The following is a 19,996-nucleotide window of genomic DNA, read 5'->3' as shown; positions in this document are numbered from 1 at the left end:
GCGGGGATCGGACACAGAAATAAATGCGCATATGAAGAAGAAATTGCTTTACTGGATAATCGGCGGCCTTGTAGTCCTTATTGTGATCCTCGCCGTGGTCAAAGGATCCGGCAATGACGAGGGCACTAAAGTTGCAACAGATAAGGCTGCCAAAAAAGATATCATTGAAGTGGTTTCTGCCAGTGGAAAAGTGTATCCTGAAATTGAAGTGAAAGTGAGTTCTGACGTATCAGGTGAGATCACAGACCTCCTGGTGCTGGAAGGAGATTCCGTGCAGAAAGGACAGGTACTCGCGCGCATTTATGCAGATGTTTATGGTTCTATGAGAGACCGTGCCGCCGCCGCCGTTAGTCAGTCTGAAGCAGAACTGGCCAATAGTACCGCGGGATTGAATGCTTTCAAAGCCAGGCTGGACCAGGCAAAATTTGCTTTCGATCGTAACTCGGAACTGCTGAAGCAAAAAGTTATTTCCAAATCAGAATTTGAAACTGCCGAAGCTACCTATAAATCAGCGCTGGCAGATTTTAATGCTGCTTCCCAGAGGATCAACAGCAGCAAGTTTGCTGTGGCCAGCGCACAGGCCAATCTCACAGAAGCGAATAAGAACCTGGGCCGTACCACTATCCTGTCTCCCATGTCAGGATCTGTTTCTCTTTTATCTGTAAAGAAAGGAGAGCGCGTGGTAGGTACAGCACAAATGACCGGTACGGAAATGTTGCGCATCGCAGATATGAGCACCATGGAAGTGCAGGTGGATGTTGGGGAAAATGATATTCCTAAAGTAAAGTTCGGCGATTCTGCCATCATTGAAATAGATGCATATAACAACCGCAAGTTCAAAGGAGTGGTAACACAAATTGCCAGCTCCAGCAAAGGTGCAGCCACTTCTGCCACTACTTCTGCCGAGCAGGTGACCAATTACATTGTACACATCCGTATCGCACCATCTTCTTATACAGACCTTGAAGTAATTTCCAACGGAAAGAACCGCAGGTTCCCATTCCGCCCGGGAATGAGTGCCAGCGTGGATATTCAGACGCGTACAGAAAAACAGGTGTTATCTATTCCTATCAATGCCGTAACCACCCGTAATCCGGAAGATACTGCCAAAGGCAAAAAAACAGATAAGAATGCACCGGCCCCTCCTTCTGAAAATACAGGAGAAGGCAAAAAAGACTTCAAAGAAGTGGTATTTGTACTGCAGAAAGATAATACCGTTAAAATGGTGGAAGTGACCACCGGGATCCAGGATGATACCAATATCGAGATCAAGAGCGGTCTGAAAGAAGGAGAGGAAGTGATCAGCGGACCTTACACGGCTATCTCCAAAACCCTGGAAAACGGGAAGAAAGTAAAAGTGGTGCCTAAGGCACAGCTCTTCGAAGGCACAAAGAAATAAGCAAATTGATATAGGAAGCAGGCATGCCGTAAATGGTATGCCTGCTTTTTTATATCCCCTGATGGGCCATAGCCCGTTGATTTTTTTTACATTGCAGGAAATTTGGAAAGTTGAGCATGGGTAATCATATCGGCATTATTGGAAGCGGCAGTTGGGCCACCGCGTTGGCTAAGATACTGACAGACAACAACCAGCACATTCATTGGTGGATCCGTAACGAGGAAACCATCCGCCACATGCAATTACGGCACCATAACAAACACTATCTCACATCCGTATACTTCGATACCAGCCTGCTGCAATTGAACAGCGATCTGGCAGAAGTGGTGAAAGCCAGCGATATCATCATCCTGGCCGTTCCGTCTGCCTTCCTTCGTACCGTATTGGAAACCTTAGCCCCTGACGCATTTACAGGTAAAACGGTAGTTTGTGCCATTAAAGGACTGGTACCAGGCACCAATCAACTGATCAATGATTACCTGGCAGATGTATTTAAACTCCCGCTGGAACAATATTTTACCATCACCGGTCCCTGCCATGCGGAAGAAGTAGCCAGCGAAAAGCTTTCCTATCTTACCTTCTCCGGCATCAATACCGCAGAAACAGAAGCCATGGCTGCCAGGTTCAATACAGAATACCTGCAAACCATCGTCAATAAAGATGTGATGGGCGTACAGTTTGCATCCGTGCTCAAGAACATTTATGCGATGGGAGCGGGGATTGCGCATGGGCTGGAATATGGGGACAATTTCCTGAGCGTATTCATCACCAACTGTTTCCGCGAAATGCAGGAATTCCTGGAGAAATATGAACAATACCAGGCCGGTGCAGGAAAAGAAGTGACCGTACATAACTATAACGCCAGCGCATACCTGGGAGATCTGCTGGTGACCTGTTATTCCTTACACAGCCGTAACCGCACATTCGGCAATATGATCGGCAAAGGTTATACGGTAAAGGCAGCACAGCTGGAACTCAATATGATTGCCGAAGGATACTATGCCAGCCGTTGCATCTTTGAGATCAATGAAGAGATCGGGGCCTATATGCCCATTGCGCAGAAAGTATATGCTATCCTCTGGGAGCAGATGCGTACGGAAGAAGCTTTCCTGGAACTGGAAAAGGGATTGATCTAAAAGAACATGGCCGCGGCAATGCCATCGGCAAAAAACTTCCCTTCCCGGGTAAGTTTTAACATCGGGCCTTCCTGTTTCATCCATCCTTTATCGATGAATTCTTTCCCGGCAATCAGCAACTGCCGCTGTTTGTCCTGCCCATATTGATCGGCTACCTTATCAAGGTTACAACCGGCTTCTGTTCTGAGGGAGATCATAATGTATTCATTCAGCGCCATCTTGGGGCTGAGCATTTCTTTTTCAAATGGCAGGGCATCTTTACGGACCCCTTGTATGTATAATGAATTATTGGCCACATTCCACTGGCGGGAATAACCGTTGAAAGAGTGTGCGGAAGGGCCAAGGCCTAAATAAGGTTTACCCTGCCAGTAACTGCTGTTATGTTTGGAACGTTTACCCGGTAAGGCAAAGTTTGAGATCTCGTAATGCTCATAACCGGCAGCTTCCAGCCATTCCATGAGCATTTCAAAATGTTGTGCGGCCTTATCCGGATCAATGGCAGGGATCTTTTTCCGCTGTATAAAATGGTCCAGCGCAGTACCGGGCTCTACGGTAAGGGCATAACAGGATAAATGGGGAATGCCCAGAGATACAGCTTTGGAAACATTTTTTGCCCAGCGCTCATTGGTTAAAGTAGGGCCGCCATAGATGAGGTCGATGCTGATATTGTCAAAGCCTGTTTCCCTGGCAAGCTCCAGGCAGCTGATAGCCTGTTCTGCATTGTGGGCACGGTTCATCCAGCGGAGGTCTTCCTCAAAAAAAGATTGAATGCCAATACTGAGACGGTTAATGCCGGCATCATAAAGGCCCTCCAGCGCCCTGGCGCTCAGATCGTCCGGATTGGCTTCCAGCGTTATTTCAGCATCCTCACTGATAGAATAATGAGAACGGAGGGATTCCAGCAAAGCGGAAATATCTCCGGGAGACAGCAGGCTGGGAGTGCCGCCGCCAAAATATATTGTCTGTACCGTCTGGCCGATCAGGTATTCTTTCTGCATGCCGGCTTCCAGGATCAGGCATTGGACCATCTCTTCGCGGTGTTGCAGGGAAGTGGAAAAATGAAAATTGCAATAGTGGCATGCTTTTTTACAAAAAGGAATATGAAGATAGATACCAGCCATGAGTCGTTTTAAGAAAGAATTGCTGAGATTATTTGCAAACCTCGAAAATACATGTGAGTTTTGTTGATATTTTTGGAACAAGAATAGTTAATTGCATAGCGTTTACTAAACAAAAACAAATCGTTGCGAACCTGGTTGTTGTTTTTCCTGATCATGCATTGTTCATTGCTTGTGTTAGCACAGGCTGATACTACCGTTCCCGTTGTTGCGCCTAAAAAGCCCGTCAAAACCAGCGTTAACAAAGTTAAAGCAGATTCTTTGTTGAAGGCTGCGGTAATTCCGGCAGACTCCATTCCCGCAGTGCCGGCGCCAAAGATACATGCTTATGATACCGTTATGCAGGGTCTTGCAAAAAGGATCCCTTATCTTAATACAGAGGGAAAGCCCGTGCAGTACGACATTAACCCGCTTCGTGCCAATAAACAGCAGGATTGGCTGATCTACCTGGTTGGCGGTGTATTATTGCTTTTAGGGATCATCCGCACCTCATATCTAAAATATTTTACAGACCTCTTCAGGGCTTTCCTGAATCCAACCCTGAGCCAGCGGCAGTTGAAAGACCAGCTGTCACAGTCTCCTTTCCCCAACTTTTTGCTGAATGCCTTTTTTGTGGTTAGCCTGGGAGTATACCTCTACCTGCTGATGTACCGGCTGAATTATACCACGGCTGCCATTGCTTGGATGTTGATTCCTGGCCTCGTAATATTGGTAGGCGCCATCTATGTAGTGAAATATATTGTACTGCGTTTTTGTGGCTGGCTCTTCGGAAATGAGGAATTAATAGACGCTTATGTGTTTATTTTATACCTGATCAATAAAGTATTAGGAATAATGTTGGCGCCATTTTTAGTGATCCTGGCCTTTTGTGATCCCGGCATCGCCACTGCCAGCCTGTATATATCAATATTCTTTATAGTATTACTGGTGGTTTACAGGTACGTAAGGTCTTATTCCCTGGTAAGACAGTATCTGTCTTTTAGCAAATTGCATTTTTTTCTTTACCTTTGCGCATTCGAAGTAGTGCCGGTTTTAATAATTACAAAGGTACTATTGATTTGGTTAACTGGTAATCCGTAAGATTACTGCTATTGTTAACACAAGAGCAAATTACGTATGATAAAAGGCGGGCCAAAAAAAGATTCGCAGGTAAAACAACTAACGATCCTAATTTCCCAACCTAAGCCAGAGACAGAGAAATCACCTTATTTCGACTTAGCTAAGAAATTCAATGTTCGGTTGGATTTTCATCCTTTTATTCGGGTAGAAGGCGTGCCAGGTAAGGACTTCCGGAAGCAAAAAGTGGATATTATCACCTATACGGCGGTGATATTCACGAGCCGAAACTCTGTTGATCACTTCTTCCGCGTATGCGAAGAATTGAAAGTGAAGGTGTCCCAGGATTGCAAGTACTTCTGTATTACAGAAGCAGTTGCGTTGTATCTGCAAAAATTCATCCTCTACCGCAAACGCAAAGTGTTTTATGGTGCAGACGGCTCTACAAAGAGCCTGTTGGAAGTGATGAACAAGCACAGGGAGAACGAAAAGTTCCTTTTCCCAAGCTCAGACAGTCAGAAGAAAGACATTGAAGAATGGCTGAAAGCCAGCAAGTGCGAGTATGCCACTGCCTCTTTGTACAAGACCGTTTCCAACGATGTCAAAGAAGTGCTGGCGCAAACGGAATACGATCTGATCGTGTTCTTTAGCCCTTCCGGCGTAAAATCACTCTTCGAGAACATGCCGAAATTCAAACAGAACGGCACACACATCGGGGCATTTGGTCCTTCTACTTCCGCTGCGGTGGAAGAAGCAGGTCTCAGGCTGGATGTGAGAGCTCCGGCACCACAGGCACCATCAATGGTAGCTGCGCTGGAACAGTTCCTCACAGAATTGAACAAGAAATAAGGAACAACAGTATAAAAAAATTGGGGAGCATTCGCAGGAATGCTCCCTTTTTCATTTATTTTCGCTCCGGACCTGAATTTAATCATGACTATGAACCGCTTAGGCAAGGAAACCAGCCCTTACCTGCTCCAACACGCACACAACCCCGTAAACTGGTATCCGTGGGGCGAAGAGGCTTTGCAGCTTGCAGAGCAGCAGGATAAGCCGATCCTTGTAAGCATTGGTTATGCAGCCTGCCACTGGTGCCATGTGATGGAAAGGGAAAGCTTCGAAGATGAAGCTACCGCCAGCATCATGAATGAACACTTCATCAATATAAAAATAGACCGGGAGGAACGCCCGGACATTGATCATATTTATATGGATGCCCTGCAGGCCATGAGCAGTTCCGGCGGATGGCCCCTGAACATGTTCCTCCTGCCCAACCGCCAGCCTTTTTATGGCGGAACTTATTTCCCTCCGCAGAAAGCTTATAACCGGCCTTCCTGGAAAGAAGTGCTGCTGGCCGTTTCAGACGCTTTCAAAACCAAACGGAAAGACCTGGAGGACCAGGCTTCCAACCTCACAGAACACCTTCATCAAAGCAACCAGTTTGGCATGGAAACAGTGAATAAACTGTTGCCTAAAGAAGAGATGTTCACCCAGGCCCAATGTGATGCCATGGTACTGGCCATTATGGGCCAGGCAGATAAAGAATGGGGTGGATTCGGCCGTGCGCCTAAGTTTCCGGGTTCTTTTACCATCCAATACCTCCTGCGCTATAACCGCAGGAAGAAAGATGATGCCGCTTTGCAACAGGCATTATTGTCCCTGGATAAAATGATAGCCGGAGGCATCTATGATCAGCTGGGTGGCGGGTTTTCAAGGTATTCCACAGATGAGCAATGGCTGGCTCCGCACTTTGAAAAGATGCTGTATGATAATGCCCTGCTCACCGATACCCTCTGCGAAGCTTATCAGCTAACCGGTAACAGAACTTATGCAGAAACCATAGCACATACCTTAGCGTTTATCCAGCGGGAAATGACTTCCCCGGAAGGAGGGTTCTATGCTGCGCTGGATGCAGATTCTGAAGGAGTGGAAGGAAAGTTCTATGTATGGGACCTGGAAGAAATAGAAGCAGTGCTGGGAGAAGACGCACCCGCATTCTGCGCTTACTACGATGTAAAACGTGCCGGTAACTGGGAAGATCATAACATTTTATGGATCCCTGTTCCTCCGGAAAAGTCAGATAGCCTGGAAGCATTGATGGCAAAGTGCAGGGCTAAACTGATGGCCGTCAGGAACCAGCGGGTCCGCCCTGGTTTGGATGATAAGATCCTGCTGGGCTGGAATGCACTGATGATCCATGCCTGCTGTAAAGCCTATGCTGCATTGGGAAATAAGGAATACCTGGAGATGGCGGAAAACGCCATGGCATGTATCTGGAAAAAAATGAAGAAGCCCGGGGCATCCCTTGCATTCTGGCATACGTATAAACAGGGGGATGCGCGTTACCCCGCTTTTTTAGATGATTATGCCTACCTGATACGCGCACTCATTGCTTTACAGGAAGTTACCGGAGAATTGGACTGGCTCCGGAAAGCAAAAGACCTGGGACATTTTGTGGTTGAACAATTTGGAGACGAAACTTCGCGTTATTTCTATTACACTGCATCCGGTCAGCAAGATATTATCGTACGTAAGAAAGAAGTATATGACGGTGCAGTACCCAGCGGAAATGCAATCATGGCGCATAATCTCTGGCACCTTTCTATCGTTTTTGATAATAAGGAATGGGCAGACAGAGCATTGGACATGACGGCAAGCCTGGCCCAATCTGTTACCCGGTACCCTACTTCCTTCGGGATCTGGGCAGCAATGATCCTCCGGATCGTGCAGGGAACAAAGGAACTGGCGGTGGCAGGAGCGGGGTATAAAGCGCAAATGAGCGAGATAAATAAACTGTATATTCCCGGTAAAGTGTTGGTGGGAGCGGAGGCAGACCAAAAAGACATGCCGCTTTTGCAGCAAAGGACGCAGGCCGGAAAAACACTGATATACCTATGTGAAGATTATCATTGTATGAAACCTACAGAAGATATATCAGAAATACTTAATTTAATATGATATTTGTTGTAAATTGCTATCCCTTTGATTAATTTAGTGTTAACGAGAAAAATAGGACGTTGGATATTCACAAATAAGTATTATATTTATATTGTATGTGTCTATAGCCTTGAGGGGCAAGAGTTTACGATATCCCCAAAAAGATATCTCGCCATGGTTAATTATTAAAAGGAGTGGACAATTACATAATAAAATGTTAAAACCAACGTTTAAATGTGTTACCGAGACCGAAGATGTTGAATTGAAAAAGTTGGCTGAAAACTAACTACGGATTAAAATTAATTATTACATTTGCTATCTTTCTGATAAACAACCAGGTGAAAAGTGTGACTAAAAAGATATCAGGCGTGTTGGCCATAACATCTGGCAGGTTCAAGAAAAATCGTATTCTAATGAAAGTCACCCTTATGAAGCTTAATTATTGTAGTGCGATGCTGGTTGTACTGCTGCCGGTCCTGCTGGCCAGTTGCGGTGGTGGTAAGACCCCAAAGAACGCACAGGGACAGCTGATAGGTGTTAGTCCAAGACCAAAGTACTCCCCCCCTGTACCTTACGGAATGGTGTATGTGCCTTCCGGAACCTTTCACATGGGTCCGAGTGATGAGGATGTAAACTATGCTTACACAGCAAGGAACAAGTCCATTTCCATCTCCGGTTTCTACATGGATGCCACCGAGATCACGAACAACGAATACCGTCAGTTCGTAAACTGGGTAACGGATTCCATCGCACATATCCTTTTAGGGCATGTGAAGAATGTAGACGGACAGGATTATATCGACTGGAAACAGAAGATCAACTGGAAGGATAAAGCCACCTACGAAAAAGTAGACGCTATGATCTATTCTGCAGATGATCGCCTGTACGGCCGTAAAGAGATAGATGTACGCAAACTGCTGTACCACCAGGAAACATTTAACTGGGAGAAAGCAAAACAGCGTGAGCTGAAGGATAAACCCCGTTCTACTTTCATTGAAAGAAAAGACGTGGCCATTTATCCTGATACCTTATGCTGGATCCGCGACTTCTCTTATGCATATAATGAGCCGATGACCCGGATGTATTTCTGGCACCCGGCATTTGATAACTATCCTGTAGTAGGAGTTACCTGGCACCAGGCAAATTCCTTCTGCGAATGGCGGAGTAAATTCTGGGAAGACTATCGCATCTCCAAGAAGCAATTCACGGAAGATAAATTCCAGTTACCTTCTGAAGCACAATGGGAATATGCAGCCCGTGGCGGCCGTGAACAAGCGCCATATCCATGGGGTGGTTACTACCTGCGTAACAAGAAAGGTTGTCTCCTCGCCAACTTCAAACCCGGCCGTGGTAACTATCCTGAAGATGGTGGTTTCTACACCGTACGCGCAGATGCTTACTGGCCTAACGATTACGGCTTATACAACATGGCCGGTAACGTAGCAGAATGGACGCAGGACATCTTCTATCAAAATGCTTATTCTTTCACATCCGATATGAACCCTTATCTGAAAATGGACATTCCGGATAACGCGGCACCAAAGATGAAACGTAAAACCGTTAGAGGTGGCAGCTGGAAAGATATAGGATACTTCCTGCAAAATGGTACCCGTTCTTACGAGTACCAGGACAGTGCTAAATCATACATCGGCTTCCGCTGTACGATCGCTTTCCTGAGCAGGTCTAAAAACGACTTTAACAGAAAATAGGAATGAATAGCTAATCCTCTGAAAAATCACAGACATGGCACATTTGAAAAGAGCTTTTTACCTTTTAATCACCATAAATAAATTTTAACCTATGGCTATGAATCCTAACACAGCGAAATGGCTAAACTTCTTTGTATGTATCGGCGCATCTGTAGTGATCGTTGGTGCACTGTTTAAAATCCAACACTGGCCAGGCGCTGACGTAGCGCTGATCCTCGGATTGAGTGTGGAAGCAGCAATCTTCTTTGCATATGCATTCGTTCCGGATGACCATGCACCAGCACCTAAAGCTGCAGCAGCAGCAGGTAGCCCGGCATTGGCAGGAATGGACAAAATGCTGCAGGAAGCAGACATTACGCCAACTAACCTGGCACGCCTGAGCGAAAACTTCTCTAAACTTGGTACTACCGTAGATAAAATGCGGGATATCAGTGACGTGGTTGCCGCAACAGGAGATTACACGCAAAAAACACGCGAAGCGTCTATTGCTATTGGTTCTGTAACGCAAGCTTACACCAGCGCAGCACAAGCCGTTTCCAGCTTTAATAATGCATCCGAATCTACCCGCCACTTCCACGATCAGGTACAATCAATGACCAAAAACCTGGCTTCATTGAACGCTATCTATGAACTGGAACTGCAGGATACCAATAACCACCTCAAAGCTATGAACAGCTTCTACAGCAACCTGTTGAGTGCTTCCCAGGCTATGAGCGGCAGTGTTGATGATGCTAAGAAAACGCAGGAGCAGATCTCTCTGCTGGCACGTAATCTTGGTAACCTGAACACCGTTTATGGTAACATGCTGACTGCAATGCAGGGCAGATAAGGTAACGCAATAGTGACCCAAACAAGATCATTCATTAAAAACTTGTAATCAACTATGGCTTTACCTAAAGACCCCAGGCAGAAGATGATCAACTTCATGTACCTGGTGCTAACAGCTATGTTAGCAATGAACGTATCCGCCGAGATTTTGAACGCTTTTGATATCGTTAACGATTCAATCAGAACTTCCAATAATTCTATTGACAGTAAAAACACTGTTACCTATAAGCAGTTTGCCAAATTAATGGCATCTGATGCTGCTAAAGTTGGTCCGCTTAATGAAAAAGCAAACAAGGTAAAATCCTTGTCAGCCGCAGCCTATACCTATATCGAAAATCTTAAGAATGAAATCATTAAGGAAAGCGGTGGCCTTAATGAACACAAAGAAATAAAAGGGAAGGACAATCTGGACGCGGCAACCCGCGTAATGGAAAACCAGAAGAAAGGACCTGCCCTGGAGAAAGAACTGGCCGAACTGCGCAAGTCTATGTTGGACCTCATCAATCCTAAAGACCGCGCTGCTTTTGAAGCCAACCTTCCCCTGCAGATCATTGAGCCTCCACAAAAAGGACCAGCTAAAAAAACCTGGACAACCTACCACTTTAACATGGTGCCCAGCATTGCAGCTATCACTATCCTTGGTAAGTTCCAGAACGATATCAAGAACTCAGAAGCAATGATCATCGATAAACTGCTGAAAGAAGTATCTGAAGACGATTTCGTTTTCGATAAACTGGAAGCATTCGTATCATTGAACTCTAAGAACTTCACTGCCGGCCAGACCCTCGAAGCAAAAGTGGTAATGGGTGCTTACAGCAGTACTGTAAATCCTACTATCATTATCAACGGCCAGCCCGTTACAGCTTCTGAAGGTAAAGGTGTTTACACCACTACTGTAGGTGGCATCGGTGAACACACTATTTCCGGTGTGGTGGAACTGGTAAAACCTAACGGTCAGAAAGTAACAAGTCCTTTCACGGAGACCTATAAAGTAGGTGCATCAGCTACCTCTATCTCTGCTGATAAAATGAACGTACTGTATATTGCCCTGCAAAACCCCATCACCATTACGGCGGCTGGTGTTCCTGCAGAAAAGATCCAGGCTTCTATCAGCGGCGGAGGTGGTTCCATCACCAAAAAAGGCCCCGGCGAATTTATTGTAACAGTAAGCCAGACCGGTAAAGCCACCATCAATGTTTCTGCAGAAGTAGACGGAAAAGTAAAATCACTGGATTCAAAAGAATTCCGCGTGAAACAAATTCCTGACCCTGTAATGAAAATTGGTTTCAATAAAGGATCTACTATGAAGGCAGCAGACTTTAAAGCACAAGGCGGTCTGCGTGCTGACCTGGAAGACTTCCTGTTTGAAGGCGTGAAATACTCCGTGGTAGGTTACCGTATGGGTATCGATTCAAGAGGTCGTGAGTATGCAGAAGGTGAGTCCACCTCTGAATACTGGCCTAACAAATCTGATATCCAGGGAGCTATCCGCGCTGCTAAACCAGGCGACCTCATCTACTTTGAGAACATTAAAGTAAAAGGTCCTGATGGCAGAGTACGTTCCATGCAGAACTTTAATATCAAGATCAATTAATAACACAAATTAATTACTGGGCTATGCGAGCAGTAATATTGAAAAGAATCAGTTGGAGTGCGTTTTTGCTGGTAGTTCTGGCTTCTTCTGCGGATGCACAATCCCGCCGGAGAAGAACAGCTGAGCCTGCAGGTAATGCTCCTGCAACGCAACAGAATAACCCACCGGTAACAAACCCGGCAACCGGTAACCCTGTAAATGTGCCTTCGGCACCTGCTACACCTCCCCCTTCTTTAAGACAGGATGGAGTAGGTACCCCGGTTGATACACCACGTAAATCATTACGCGTAGATGGTGTTTCCGAGAAAAGTCCTATCCGCGACCGTGTGCCCATCACATATGATCACATCCGCGAAGACGATAAATTCTGGGAAAAACAGATCTGGCAAGTGATAGACGTGCGGGAAAAAATGAACATTCCCTTCCAGTACAACGTGGAAGATGAGAATGGCACCAACCAACTGCTCATCAATATCCTGCTTAATTCCATTAAAAATAAGGAAGTAGAAGCCTTCAGTCCCATAGACGACCGTTTCAGCACCGTGATGCCTTACCAGGAGATCATGACCCGCCTGACCGGTGAAGTAAGGACTGTAAGAAGTATCGACCCTGTAACCGGGGAAGAGAAAATGGTGGAAACAAGGGATGAATTCAACCCTGAAACCATCAAGCAATACAAGATCAAGGAAGTTTGGGTTTTCGATCGTGAAGCATCTGCTCTGAAGGTACGTATCCTGGGTATCGCTCCCATGGTATCCCGTATCAACGACGATGGCTCTGTTCGTGCATCCATTCCGCTGTTCTGGGTTTACTACCCTGATCTGCGCCCCGTTCTGGCCAAGTACGATGTGTACAATCAAAACAACGACGCATCTACCATGACCTGGGAAGACCTCTTTGAAATGCGCTTCTTCTCCAGCTTTGTAGTGAAAGAAAAGAATGCTTACAACCGCGAGATCCAGCACTATATCAAAGATGGTGTAATGCGTCTCCTGGAAGGGCAGGCTATCAAAGACAAGATCTTCAACAAAGAGCAGGACTTGTGGCAGTATTGATCTGTTAACAACGTTCAAATCCTTTCGAACAATAATGAAAAACTGCCTTCCTGCATGGGAGGCAGTTTTTTTTATGATATCTTGTGAGCATGCAAGCGTTGCGGACCACTATAAATGCTGTTGTGCCTCTTCCTGATGAAGAATGGGAGGCATTGATCGCCTGCTGGCAACCCATGAACGCCAGGCGTAAAACAGTACTTACTGCAGCAGGGGACACGGAGCGTTATTTGTATTATGTACTGGAAGGTGTGCAGCGCGCTTTTTGCTTAGATGAGGGGCAAAAGGATGCAACACTTATTTTTTCCTACACGGGTTCCTTTTCAGGGATCATTGATTCCTTCTTTTTACAGCAGCCTTCCCGGTATTACCTGGAAACACTTACAAAAAGCGCCTTTTTAAGGCTTTCTTTCGCCGATCTCTCCCGTTTGATGCAACAGTATCCCCTGATAGCACATTGGGTACATATCAGTACCGTACATGCCATGGCCGGCCTGATGGAACGGCATATTGAAACACTCACCCTGGGTGCGGAACAAAAGTTCCGCCGTTTATTATCACGCAGCCCCCATGTATTACAGCTGATACCGCATAAATACCTGGCATCTTACCTGGGAATAGATCCCGCCACTTTCAGCAAGCTCTTAGGAGCTGTTCGCATATAAATCTTTGCCTGCATCAAGATTTCCGATAATTGCAAGGCGTAATTTTGTAACCAGATCTAAACAATACATTATGCCCACATTTAACGCTGCCAATTTATTACAGGACCTTAGTAACGATGTTAACAACCTGTTACATGTAATGCGTACGCGCATAGAGCAGCAGCCCCATGCTGTACTATTGCAGCAACCTGCTCCCGGTAGCTGGAGTGTGATCCAATGCCTTGATCACCTCAACAGCTATGGCCATTATTACCTGCCTCAATTGCATAAAGCGATCAGCAAAGGAGAGCAGCAACGCATTCCCGCAAAACCTTTATTTAAAAGCGGCTGGTTAGGAAATTATTTTACCAATCTCATGCAGCCCAAGCCAGACGGTGCTTTGCGGTCGCGCATGCAGGCACCCCAGGGATATCGTCCCGTGCAGCAACCGGATGCAGCATTGGTAATAAAAGAATTTATTTCGCAGCAGGAGCAGATGCTGGAATTACTGCGTCGCGCAGAAACTACTGATATCGGGCATTTCCGCATTCCCACTTCATTAACACGTTTCATTAAAATGTCCGCCGGCGATACTTTCCGATTCCTTATCGCACATCAGCAACGGCACATGTTACAGGCGCTTCGTGCAATGCTTGCTTATGGTGGCGGAGGCTTCACTGCGGTATCTATGCAGTACCTGACAGGGAATGTTGGTTAATAACTACTGCTGTTGGAAAAAGCCCTGTAAACCCGTATTGGGAGAAGGTTTAATGCTTGTTACTATTTTTCACCGATAACAAATTCTTAACAAATGTTATACGAGGCGAATCCTACTTTAGTAAGCGGAAGGAGGGGTAGAAATTGTGCTGAAAACAACACCGCCGAATCTTCCGGTGATCACCGGAATTCAAAAATAAATCTGTGTCTTTTAATGGTTAACTTGGGGAAAGGAGCCTGGTTCTCAAACCGGGCTCTCTCATTAACGTAAGTTTTCATGAAAATGTTGCCAGATCAACTGTGCTTTCTTTTGACCCACTTCCTTCACTAATTCTTCCATCGAAGCCTGCTTTACTTTGTTAACAGAACGAAAGACCTGTAATAGTTGTGTGGCCGTACTTTCACCAATACCCCTGATCTCTTCCAGTTCATTCTTGAAAGTGCCTTTACTTCTTTTTAAACGATGGAAAGTAATACCAAAACGGTGTACCTCATCCCGGATGCGGCGGATCAGCTTGAGGCTTTCACTGTCATAAGGAAGTTTAATGCTTTCCTTATCGCCGGGGAAGAAGATCTCTTCTTCATTTTTCGCAAGGCCAACCACCGTCATACTTCCAATCAGGTTTAATTTGTTAATGCTATCCATCGCCGCGCCCAGCTGACCTTTACCACCATCTATGATCACCAGCTGTGGTAAAGGTTGCTGTTCTGCCAGCAAACGATTATAACGGCGGTATACTACTTCAGACATAGAAGCGAAGTCGTTAATACCTTCCACTGTTTTAATATTAAAGTGGCGGTAATCTTTTTTGGAAGCCACCCCATCTTTAAATACCACACAGGCGGAAACCGGGTAACTACCCTGGAAGTTAGAGTTATCGAAACACTCAATATGTACGGGAAGGTCCTGCAGTTCAAGGTCTGCCTGTAACTGGTACAGCACTTTTTTCCGTTCCATATCACTTTTCCCTTCCAGCTGCAACATCTTTTTCTTCTTGAGTTCTTCCGTGAAGTAGTTAACGTTCTTGGTGGAAAGGTCCAGCAATTTCTTTTTATCTCCTCCTTTGGGAATGGTGACAGTAATACCTTCTTCCGGAAACTCTACAGCAAAGGGTAGGATGATCTCCCTGGCAAGGCTTTGGAAAGCTTCCCGTAGATAAGCAATGGCGTAGGCCATCACTTCTTCATCTGATTCTTCCAGTTTCTTTTCCAGCGTTACTGTTTTAGTATCTACGATGGTACCGTTCAGCACCCGCAGGTAATTCACGTAAGCAAAGTTACCTTCGCTGAGGATGGTGAATACATCTACATTCCCAACTGTTGCGCTAACGATGGCGGATCTCGCTTTGTAAGCCTGGAGGCCTTCAATCTTCTTTCGTTCTATTTCTGCTTTTTCAAATTCCATATTAGCCGCATGCTCCTGCATGCGTGTACGGAAAATATTGAGAACGGGCGTGAGGTTTCCGCGAAGGATCTCTTTCACCTGCTGCAAACCTTCCCGGTAATCTTCTTCTGTCTGCAATCCTTCGCAAGGCCCTTTACAGTTACCCAGGTGATATTCCAGGCAAACTTTCATTTTACCTTTATTGATGTTCTGCTGGCTGAGATTGAGGCTGCAGGTCCGCAAAGGAATACTGTATTTGATCAGCTCCAGCACTTCGCGCACACGGCCTACAGAAGTAAAAGGGCCAAGGTATTCGGAACCATCGCGGATAATGCGGCGGGTCAGGAAAATGCGCGGGAAAGGTTCATGTTTGATAACAATGAAAGGATAACTCTTATCATCCTTCAGGTTAATGTTGTATTTGGGCTGGAACTGTTTGATCAGTGAGTTCTCCAGCAAAAAGGCATCCTGTTCGGAATCAACGATCGTAAACTCTATGTGGTGAATTGTTTCTACCAGTTTACGTGTTTTATAGTTGTCGTGGTTTTTAACAAAATAAGAACTCACCCTTTTACGCAGGCTTTTAGCCTTACCGATATAGAGTAGTTCGCCGTCTGCTCCAAAATACTTGTAAATGCCGGCATCCGTAGGTAATGTATGTGCTACCTGTTGAAATTCCGCTGCTGTCATATCTTATGCGTTGAAGGATGGAAGAATGTTTGTACTTCCATATTCTCCGGTTTCATGAAAACGATCTTTTGATAAGTGACCACCCTTAATTGCTTATTGCGTTCATAAAATACTTCCTGCCGGTATTCATATACAAGGTTGGAAGTATGGGAAGTGGCATGGGCGGTTTTGATATAACCTTGTTTGTCCACATCCAGGATCAGCTGGTAAGGGCGGGTTTGCTTGCCTTTGGAAAGAAAGATGAAAGTGGTGTCTGCCCCTAACTGGTCAGCGATAGTATCCCGGGAATAAGCGTCTGAAAGGGAAGCTTTGCTGATATCTGCATCCATCAGGGGGCGGAACAGGTTTTCAAGGTCCGTTGTTTTCACAGAATCGGTAACACCATTGAGCCGCACGACCTTTGTCATTTGCATCTGCTGTTCCTTTAAACGGGCAATTTCTTCCAGGCAATAATTGCCAAGTGCGCGGTAACTGGTATCTTTTGCTGTGACAGCTGGCTTCTCCTGTTGAAGATTGCAACCTGCCATGCCCATTAACATACACAATAACAATGGTCTCATGTCAGCAAATTTAATGGTGAATCCACAATCCCCCATAAAAAAATAATGCGCCGTGAAAACGGCGCATCTGATGCATGAGCAAATCTGTCGAGAGCACTAAAATTTTCAACTATGTAGAAACTAGCGTTTTTTAATATTGATCTTGCTTAATAATACCGGGTTATTCATGGCGGAGTAGTCATATTGATATACTCCGTCCGCCGCACTTACCAGCAGGTTCTTGTCACTATAAGGTATTACATCGTAGGTGGTCAGGCCTTCTATGAGCTTGGTAGTGCTGATGGAAGCGAAGTCTGCTCCCTGCATGAACCTTAATCCGAAAGCTCCTTCGCAGATGAACAACTTGCCATTGCTTACGCCCAGGCCAAAGGGATTCTTCATCTGGTAGCTGGCCAGCTTAACCGGCTGGTCTACATTGGACACATCAAAAACCTGCAGCTCATTAATACTACCACCACAGGCCGCGCCACTCCTTACGGTTACATAAGCTTTTGTTCCTTCCACCACCACGGGATCGCAGGCCCTGAAGTGGGTAGCCGTAGAGCGTTTCTTCGGAGCTGCCGGATCGATGATATCATAAATGTGCATGGCGTTGCTGCTGCCAATAAAAAGATATTCGCCATATGGGAAGATCGTTTCAATGCCTCCGCCTGGTATATTTTGTTCTCCTTTGTGAACCGGATTGGCTGCATTACTGATGTCGAATGCCTTCACCTGGCTCCAGTTAACCGTATATAAATAATCTTTTGCAATGGTGAAACGCGCCATGGAGCCACCTTTTCCTGTTCCGCTGTTGGATTTAAAAGCAGCGGAGTTAGAACTGTAAGCGGCATCATATACCAGGTATTCATCCCTCTTCGCACATTCACACTCATAAGTGGTATCCCTGGTAGTATACCCAACCACTATGCTATCATTGTTCCGGACAGACTGACCCATCATTAACCCAGCGGAATTGATCGGGTAAGCAATGATATTATCCAGTTTTTTAACAAATGAAATATGAAGCGGATCGATGATATTGAACACAACGAGGTCCGCATAACTGTCTGCGTATAAAGTATTCCCCTTAATAGCGATGTCCACATTTCCCCGGATGTTCAGGAACGCTACATTCTTAGGTTCCCGGGGATTGCTGTTGTCTATGACATGGATCCCTTTCTGTATTTCATTTACAAAGATGTATTGGTCTTTCACGTAGATCTTGCCCGGAATACCTATTTCCTTGGGTGTTTCTGATTTTACGCTTGCCCAATAATCAGCTTTCGCCATATATACCGGCGTATAAATAGTTGTCGTGGTGATCCTGCTGCACTTTTCCTTAACACATCCACTAAAAGCCAGAAAACCGGCTATTATAACGGGGAGTTTAAACAGCATGGTACGCATAGGGGGATGAATTTGAAAGTAAAACGGGGCTGGGGAGAGAAAAGTTACAGGAGGGCTAAAATATAAAGAGTTGAGTTGCAACTGACAGCAACTCAACTCTTCCTGATAAGAATATGATTGTTAAACCAATAGATCACCAGTCATTTCAGGGGGAATGGGGAGACCCATGAAATGCAGGATAGTAGGCGCAATATCTCCCAGTTTACCGTTCTTCACATCACCCTTAAAGTCCTGGCTGATGATAAAGAAAGGAACAGGGTTCAGGGAGTGTGCCGTATTAGGGGTACCATCCTCATTGATCATGTAATCCGCATTACCATGATCTGCGGTCAGGAAGATCACGTAGTCGTTCAGCAGGGCAGTGGTCACCACTTTTGCCACACAGGCATCCACCGTTTCTACTGCTTTGATCACAGCAGGCCATACACCTGTATGCCCTACCATGTCCGCATTCGCGAAATTGAGTACGATAAAGTCTGTAGTCCGTTGTTCCAGTTCAGGAACGATCAGGTCTGCCAGCTCCGGGGCACTCATTTCCGGCTTCAGATCGTAAGTGGCTACTTTAGGAGAAGGGGCCAGTAAACGTCTTTCACCAACAAACGGCGTTTCGCGGCCGCCGGAGAAAAAGAAGGAAACGTGTGGGTATTTCTCGGTTTCTGCGATACGGATCTGGGTTTTACCATGTTTTTCCAATACTTCGCCCAGTGTCATCACCAGGTTGTCGTTATCGAAAATGATATGTACTCCCTTGAAGGATTTGTCATATTCCGTGATGGTAGTATAGTTCAGGGCCAGCGGTTGCATACCGAAATCAGGGAAAGCCTGCTGGGTAAGTACTTCTGTGATCTCGCGGCAGCGGTCTGTTCTGAAGTTGAAGCAAAGTACCGCATCGCCTTCTTTGATAGTGGCAATAGGCTGCTGCTGGTCATTTACCGTAATGATCGGTTTGATGAATTCATCCGTCACCCCGTCTGCATAAGAAGCTTTTACGGCCAGGGGGGCATTTTGTGTAGGAGTACCGGTACCATGCACCATAGCATCGTAAGCCAGTTTCACACGCTCCCAGCGTTTATCACGGTCCATGGCATAATAACGCCCTGTTACGGAAGCAATCTGCCCGGTAGTTTGTTGTAAATGTTGCTGTAGGTCCTCCAGGTAGGCAAAACCACCTTTGGGATCTGTATCACGGCCATCTGTAAATGCATGGATGAACACCTTTTTCAGGCCACGCTGATGTGCAATGCTGATAAGGGCTTTCAGGTGGGAGATGTGAGAATGCACGCCGCCATCGCTGACAAGACCTATCAGGTGAAGGGCCTTATCGTTGTTCAGCGCATAATCCATAGAGGCCTGCAATACTTTGCTGGCTGCCAGTTCTCCTGTACGGATGGCTACATTAATGCGTTGCAGCTCCTGGTATACGATACGGCCTGCGCCAATATTGAGGTGCCCTACTTCTGAATTGCCCATCTGGCCATCCGGAAGGCCTACCTGTTCACCACAGGTGATCAGCTGGCCATGGGGGTATTGCTCATATAAACTATCTACAAAGGGGGTGTTTGCGTGTGCTATAGCGTCTGCGGCAGGAACCTGACCCTGCCCCCAGCCGTCCATAATAACCAGGATCGCTCTTTTGTTTTCCATACAGTTTTTGTCCGTTGTGTGAATGAATGAATCGGGTCGTGAAATTAATAATAACATCCCTTTTAAGGGTTAAATTTTTAAGAAAGACCCAACTACACATATATCAATTATTTAGAATAATAAGCCTGAAACCTACATA

16 protein-coding genes are annotated in these 19,996 nt (G+C 45.8%); 11 read left to right on the top strand and 5 right to left on the bottom strand.

Annotated elements, in window-relative coordinates:
- Positions 1-31 precede the first annotated feature (31 nt).
- Entirely contained in the window at positions 32-1,399 is a 1,368-nt protein-coding gene (locus BUR42_RS20010; protein WP_074241353.1) for an efflux RND transporter periplasmic adaptor subunit, read from the top strand.
- 116 nt (positions 1,400-1,515) lie between these two features.
- Entirely contained in the window at positions 1,516-2,535 is a 1,020-nt protein-coding gene (locus tag BUR42_RS20005) for an NAD(P)H-dependent glycerol-3-phosphate dehydrogenase (RefSeq protein WP_074241351.1), read from the top strand.
- On the opposite strand, the gene hemW is transcribed toward BUR42_RS20005, so the two are convergent.
- The gene (gene hemW, locus BUR42_RS20000) at positions 2,532-3,656 is read right to left on the bottom strand and encodes a radical SAM family heme chaperone HemW (protein ID WP_074241349.1); all 1,125 of its coding nucleotides are present in this window, start codon (positions 3,654-3,656) and stop codon (positions 2,532-2,534) included. The genes BUR42_RS20005 and hemW overlap by 4 nt on opposite strands.
- Positions 3,657-3,809: 153 nt before the next feature.
- On the opposite strand from hemW, the gene BUR42_RS19995 reads away from it, so the two are divergent.
- From BUR42_RS19995 to BUR42_RS19955, 9 genes are all read left to right on the top strand, one after another.
- Positions 3,810-4,733 carry a DUF4271 domain-containing protein gene (locus BUR42_RS19995; RefSeq protein ID WP_084185722.1) on the top strand — a complete coding sequence of 308 codons (924 nt, stop codon included), beginning with the start codon at positions 3,810-3,812 and terminating at the stop codon, positions 4,731-4,733.
- Positions 4,734-4,925: 192 nt separating this feature from the next.
- A complete protein-coding gene (locus BUR42_RS19990) occupies positions 4,926-5,558 on the top strand; it encodes a uroporphyrinogen-III synthase (RefSeq protein ID WP_234979766.1) in 633 nt (210 codons plus the stop codon).
- Positions 5,559-5,648: 90 nt separating this feature from the next.
- Positions 5,649-7,667 (top strand): thioredoxin domain-containing protein, encoded by a 2,019-nt coding sequence (locus BUR42_RS19985; protein WP_074241343.1) that lies wholly within the window; start codon positions 5,649-5,651, stop codon positions 7,665-7,667.
- 407 nt (positions 7,668-8,074) lie between these two features.
- Complete coding sequence (gene porK / locus BUR42_RS19980; protein ID WP_074241342.1) at positions 8,075-9,355, top strand: T9SS ring complex lipoprotein PorK/GldK; 1,281 nt, start codon at positions 8,075-8,077, stop codon at positions 9,353-9,355.
- Between the two features lie 97 nt (positions 9,356-9,452).
- Positions 9,453-10,184, top strand: a complete 732-nt coding sequence (porL, locus tag BUR42_RS19975) for a type IX secretion system motor protein PorL/GldL (RefSeq protein ID WP_234979757.1) — start codon at positions 9,453-9,455, stop codon at positions 10,182-10,184.
- Between the two features lie 54 nt (positions 10,185-10,238).
- Positions 10,239-11,777, top strand: a complete 1,539-nt coding sequence (porM, locus tag BUR42_RS19970; protein WP_074241338.1) for a type IX secretion system motor protein PorM/GldM — start codon at positions 10,239-10,241, stop codon at positions 11,775-11,777.
- A gap of 23 nt (positions 11,778-11,800) precedes the next feature.
- Positions 11,801-12,832 carry a type IX secretion system ring subunit PorN/GldN gene (gene porN, locus BUR42_RS19965; protein ID WP_084185721.1) on the top strand — a complete coding sequence of 344 codons (1,032 nt, stop codon included), beginning with the start codon at positions 11,801-11,803 and terminating at the stop codon, positions 12,830-12,832.
- An 89-nt stretch (positions 12,833-12,921) separates the two neighbouring features.
- Positions 12,922-13,494, top strand: coding sequence for a Crp/Fnr family transcriptional regulator (locus tag BUR42_RS19960; RefSeq protein ID WP_074241334.1), 573 nt, complete (start codon positions 12,922-12,924; stop codon positions 13,492-13,494).
- 70 nt (positions 13,495-13,564) lie between these two features.
- The gene (locus BUR42_RS19955; RefSeq protein ID WP_074241333.1) at positions 13,565-14,191 is read left to right on the top strand and encodes a DinB family protein; all 627 of its coding nucleotides are present in this window, start codon (positions 13,565-13,567) and stop codon (positions 14,189-14,191) included.
- A 261-nt stretch (positions 14,192-14,452) separates the two neighbouring features.
- Here BUR42_RS19955 and uvrC read toward each other — a convergent pair whose 3' ends face one another.
- The 4 genes from uvrC to gpmI form a co-directional block, all read right to left on the bottom strand.
- Complete coding sequence (gene uvrC, locus BUR42_RS19950) at positions 14,453-16,264, bottom strand: excinuclease ABC subunit UvrC (protein ID WP_074241331.1); 1,812 nt, start codon at positions 16,262-16,264, stop codon at positions 14,453-14,455.
- Complete coding sequence (locus BUR42_RS19945) at positions 16,261-16,824, bottom strand: hypothetical protein (protein WP_143197528.1); 564 nt, start codon at positions 16,822-16,824, stop codon at positions 16,261-16,263. Before BUR42_RS19945 ends, uvrC begins: the two co-directional genes overlap by 4 nt.
- 120 nt (positions 16,825-16,944) lie before the next feature.
- Positions 16,945-18,096: an LVIVD repeat-containing protein gene (locus BUR42_RS19940; RefSeq protein WP_234979746.1), complete on the bottom strand. Its 1,152-nt coding sequence runs from the start codon at positions 18,094-18,096 to the stop codon at positions 16,945-16,947.
- Positions 18,097-18,333: 237 nt separating this feature from the next.
- The gene (gpmI, locus tag BUR42_RS19935; RefSeq protein ID WP_074241325.1) at positions 18,334-19,857 is read right to left on the bottom strand and encodes a 2,3-bisphosphoglycerate-independent phosphoglycerate mutase; all 1,524 of its coding nucleotides are present in this window, start codon (positions 19,855-19,857) and stop codon (positions 18,334-18,336) included.
- Positions 19,858-19,996: the final 139 nt, after the last annotated feature.

This window comes from Chitinophaga niabensis (assembly GCF_900129465.1).
GTDB classification, from domain to species: Bacteria; Bacteroidota; Bacteroidia; order Chitinophagales; family Chitinophagaceae; genus Chitinophaga; species Chitinophaga niabensis.
Note: the sequence above shows the minus strand (reverse complement) of the source record. Positions and strands in the feature narration are given on the sequence as shown.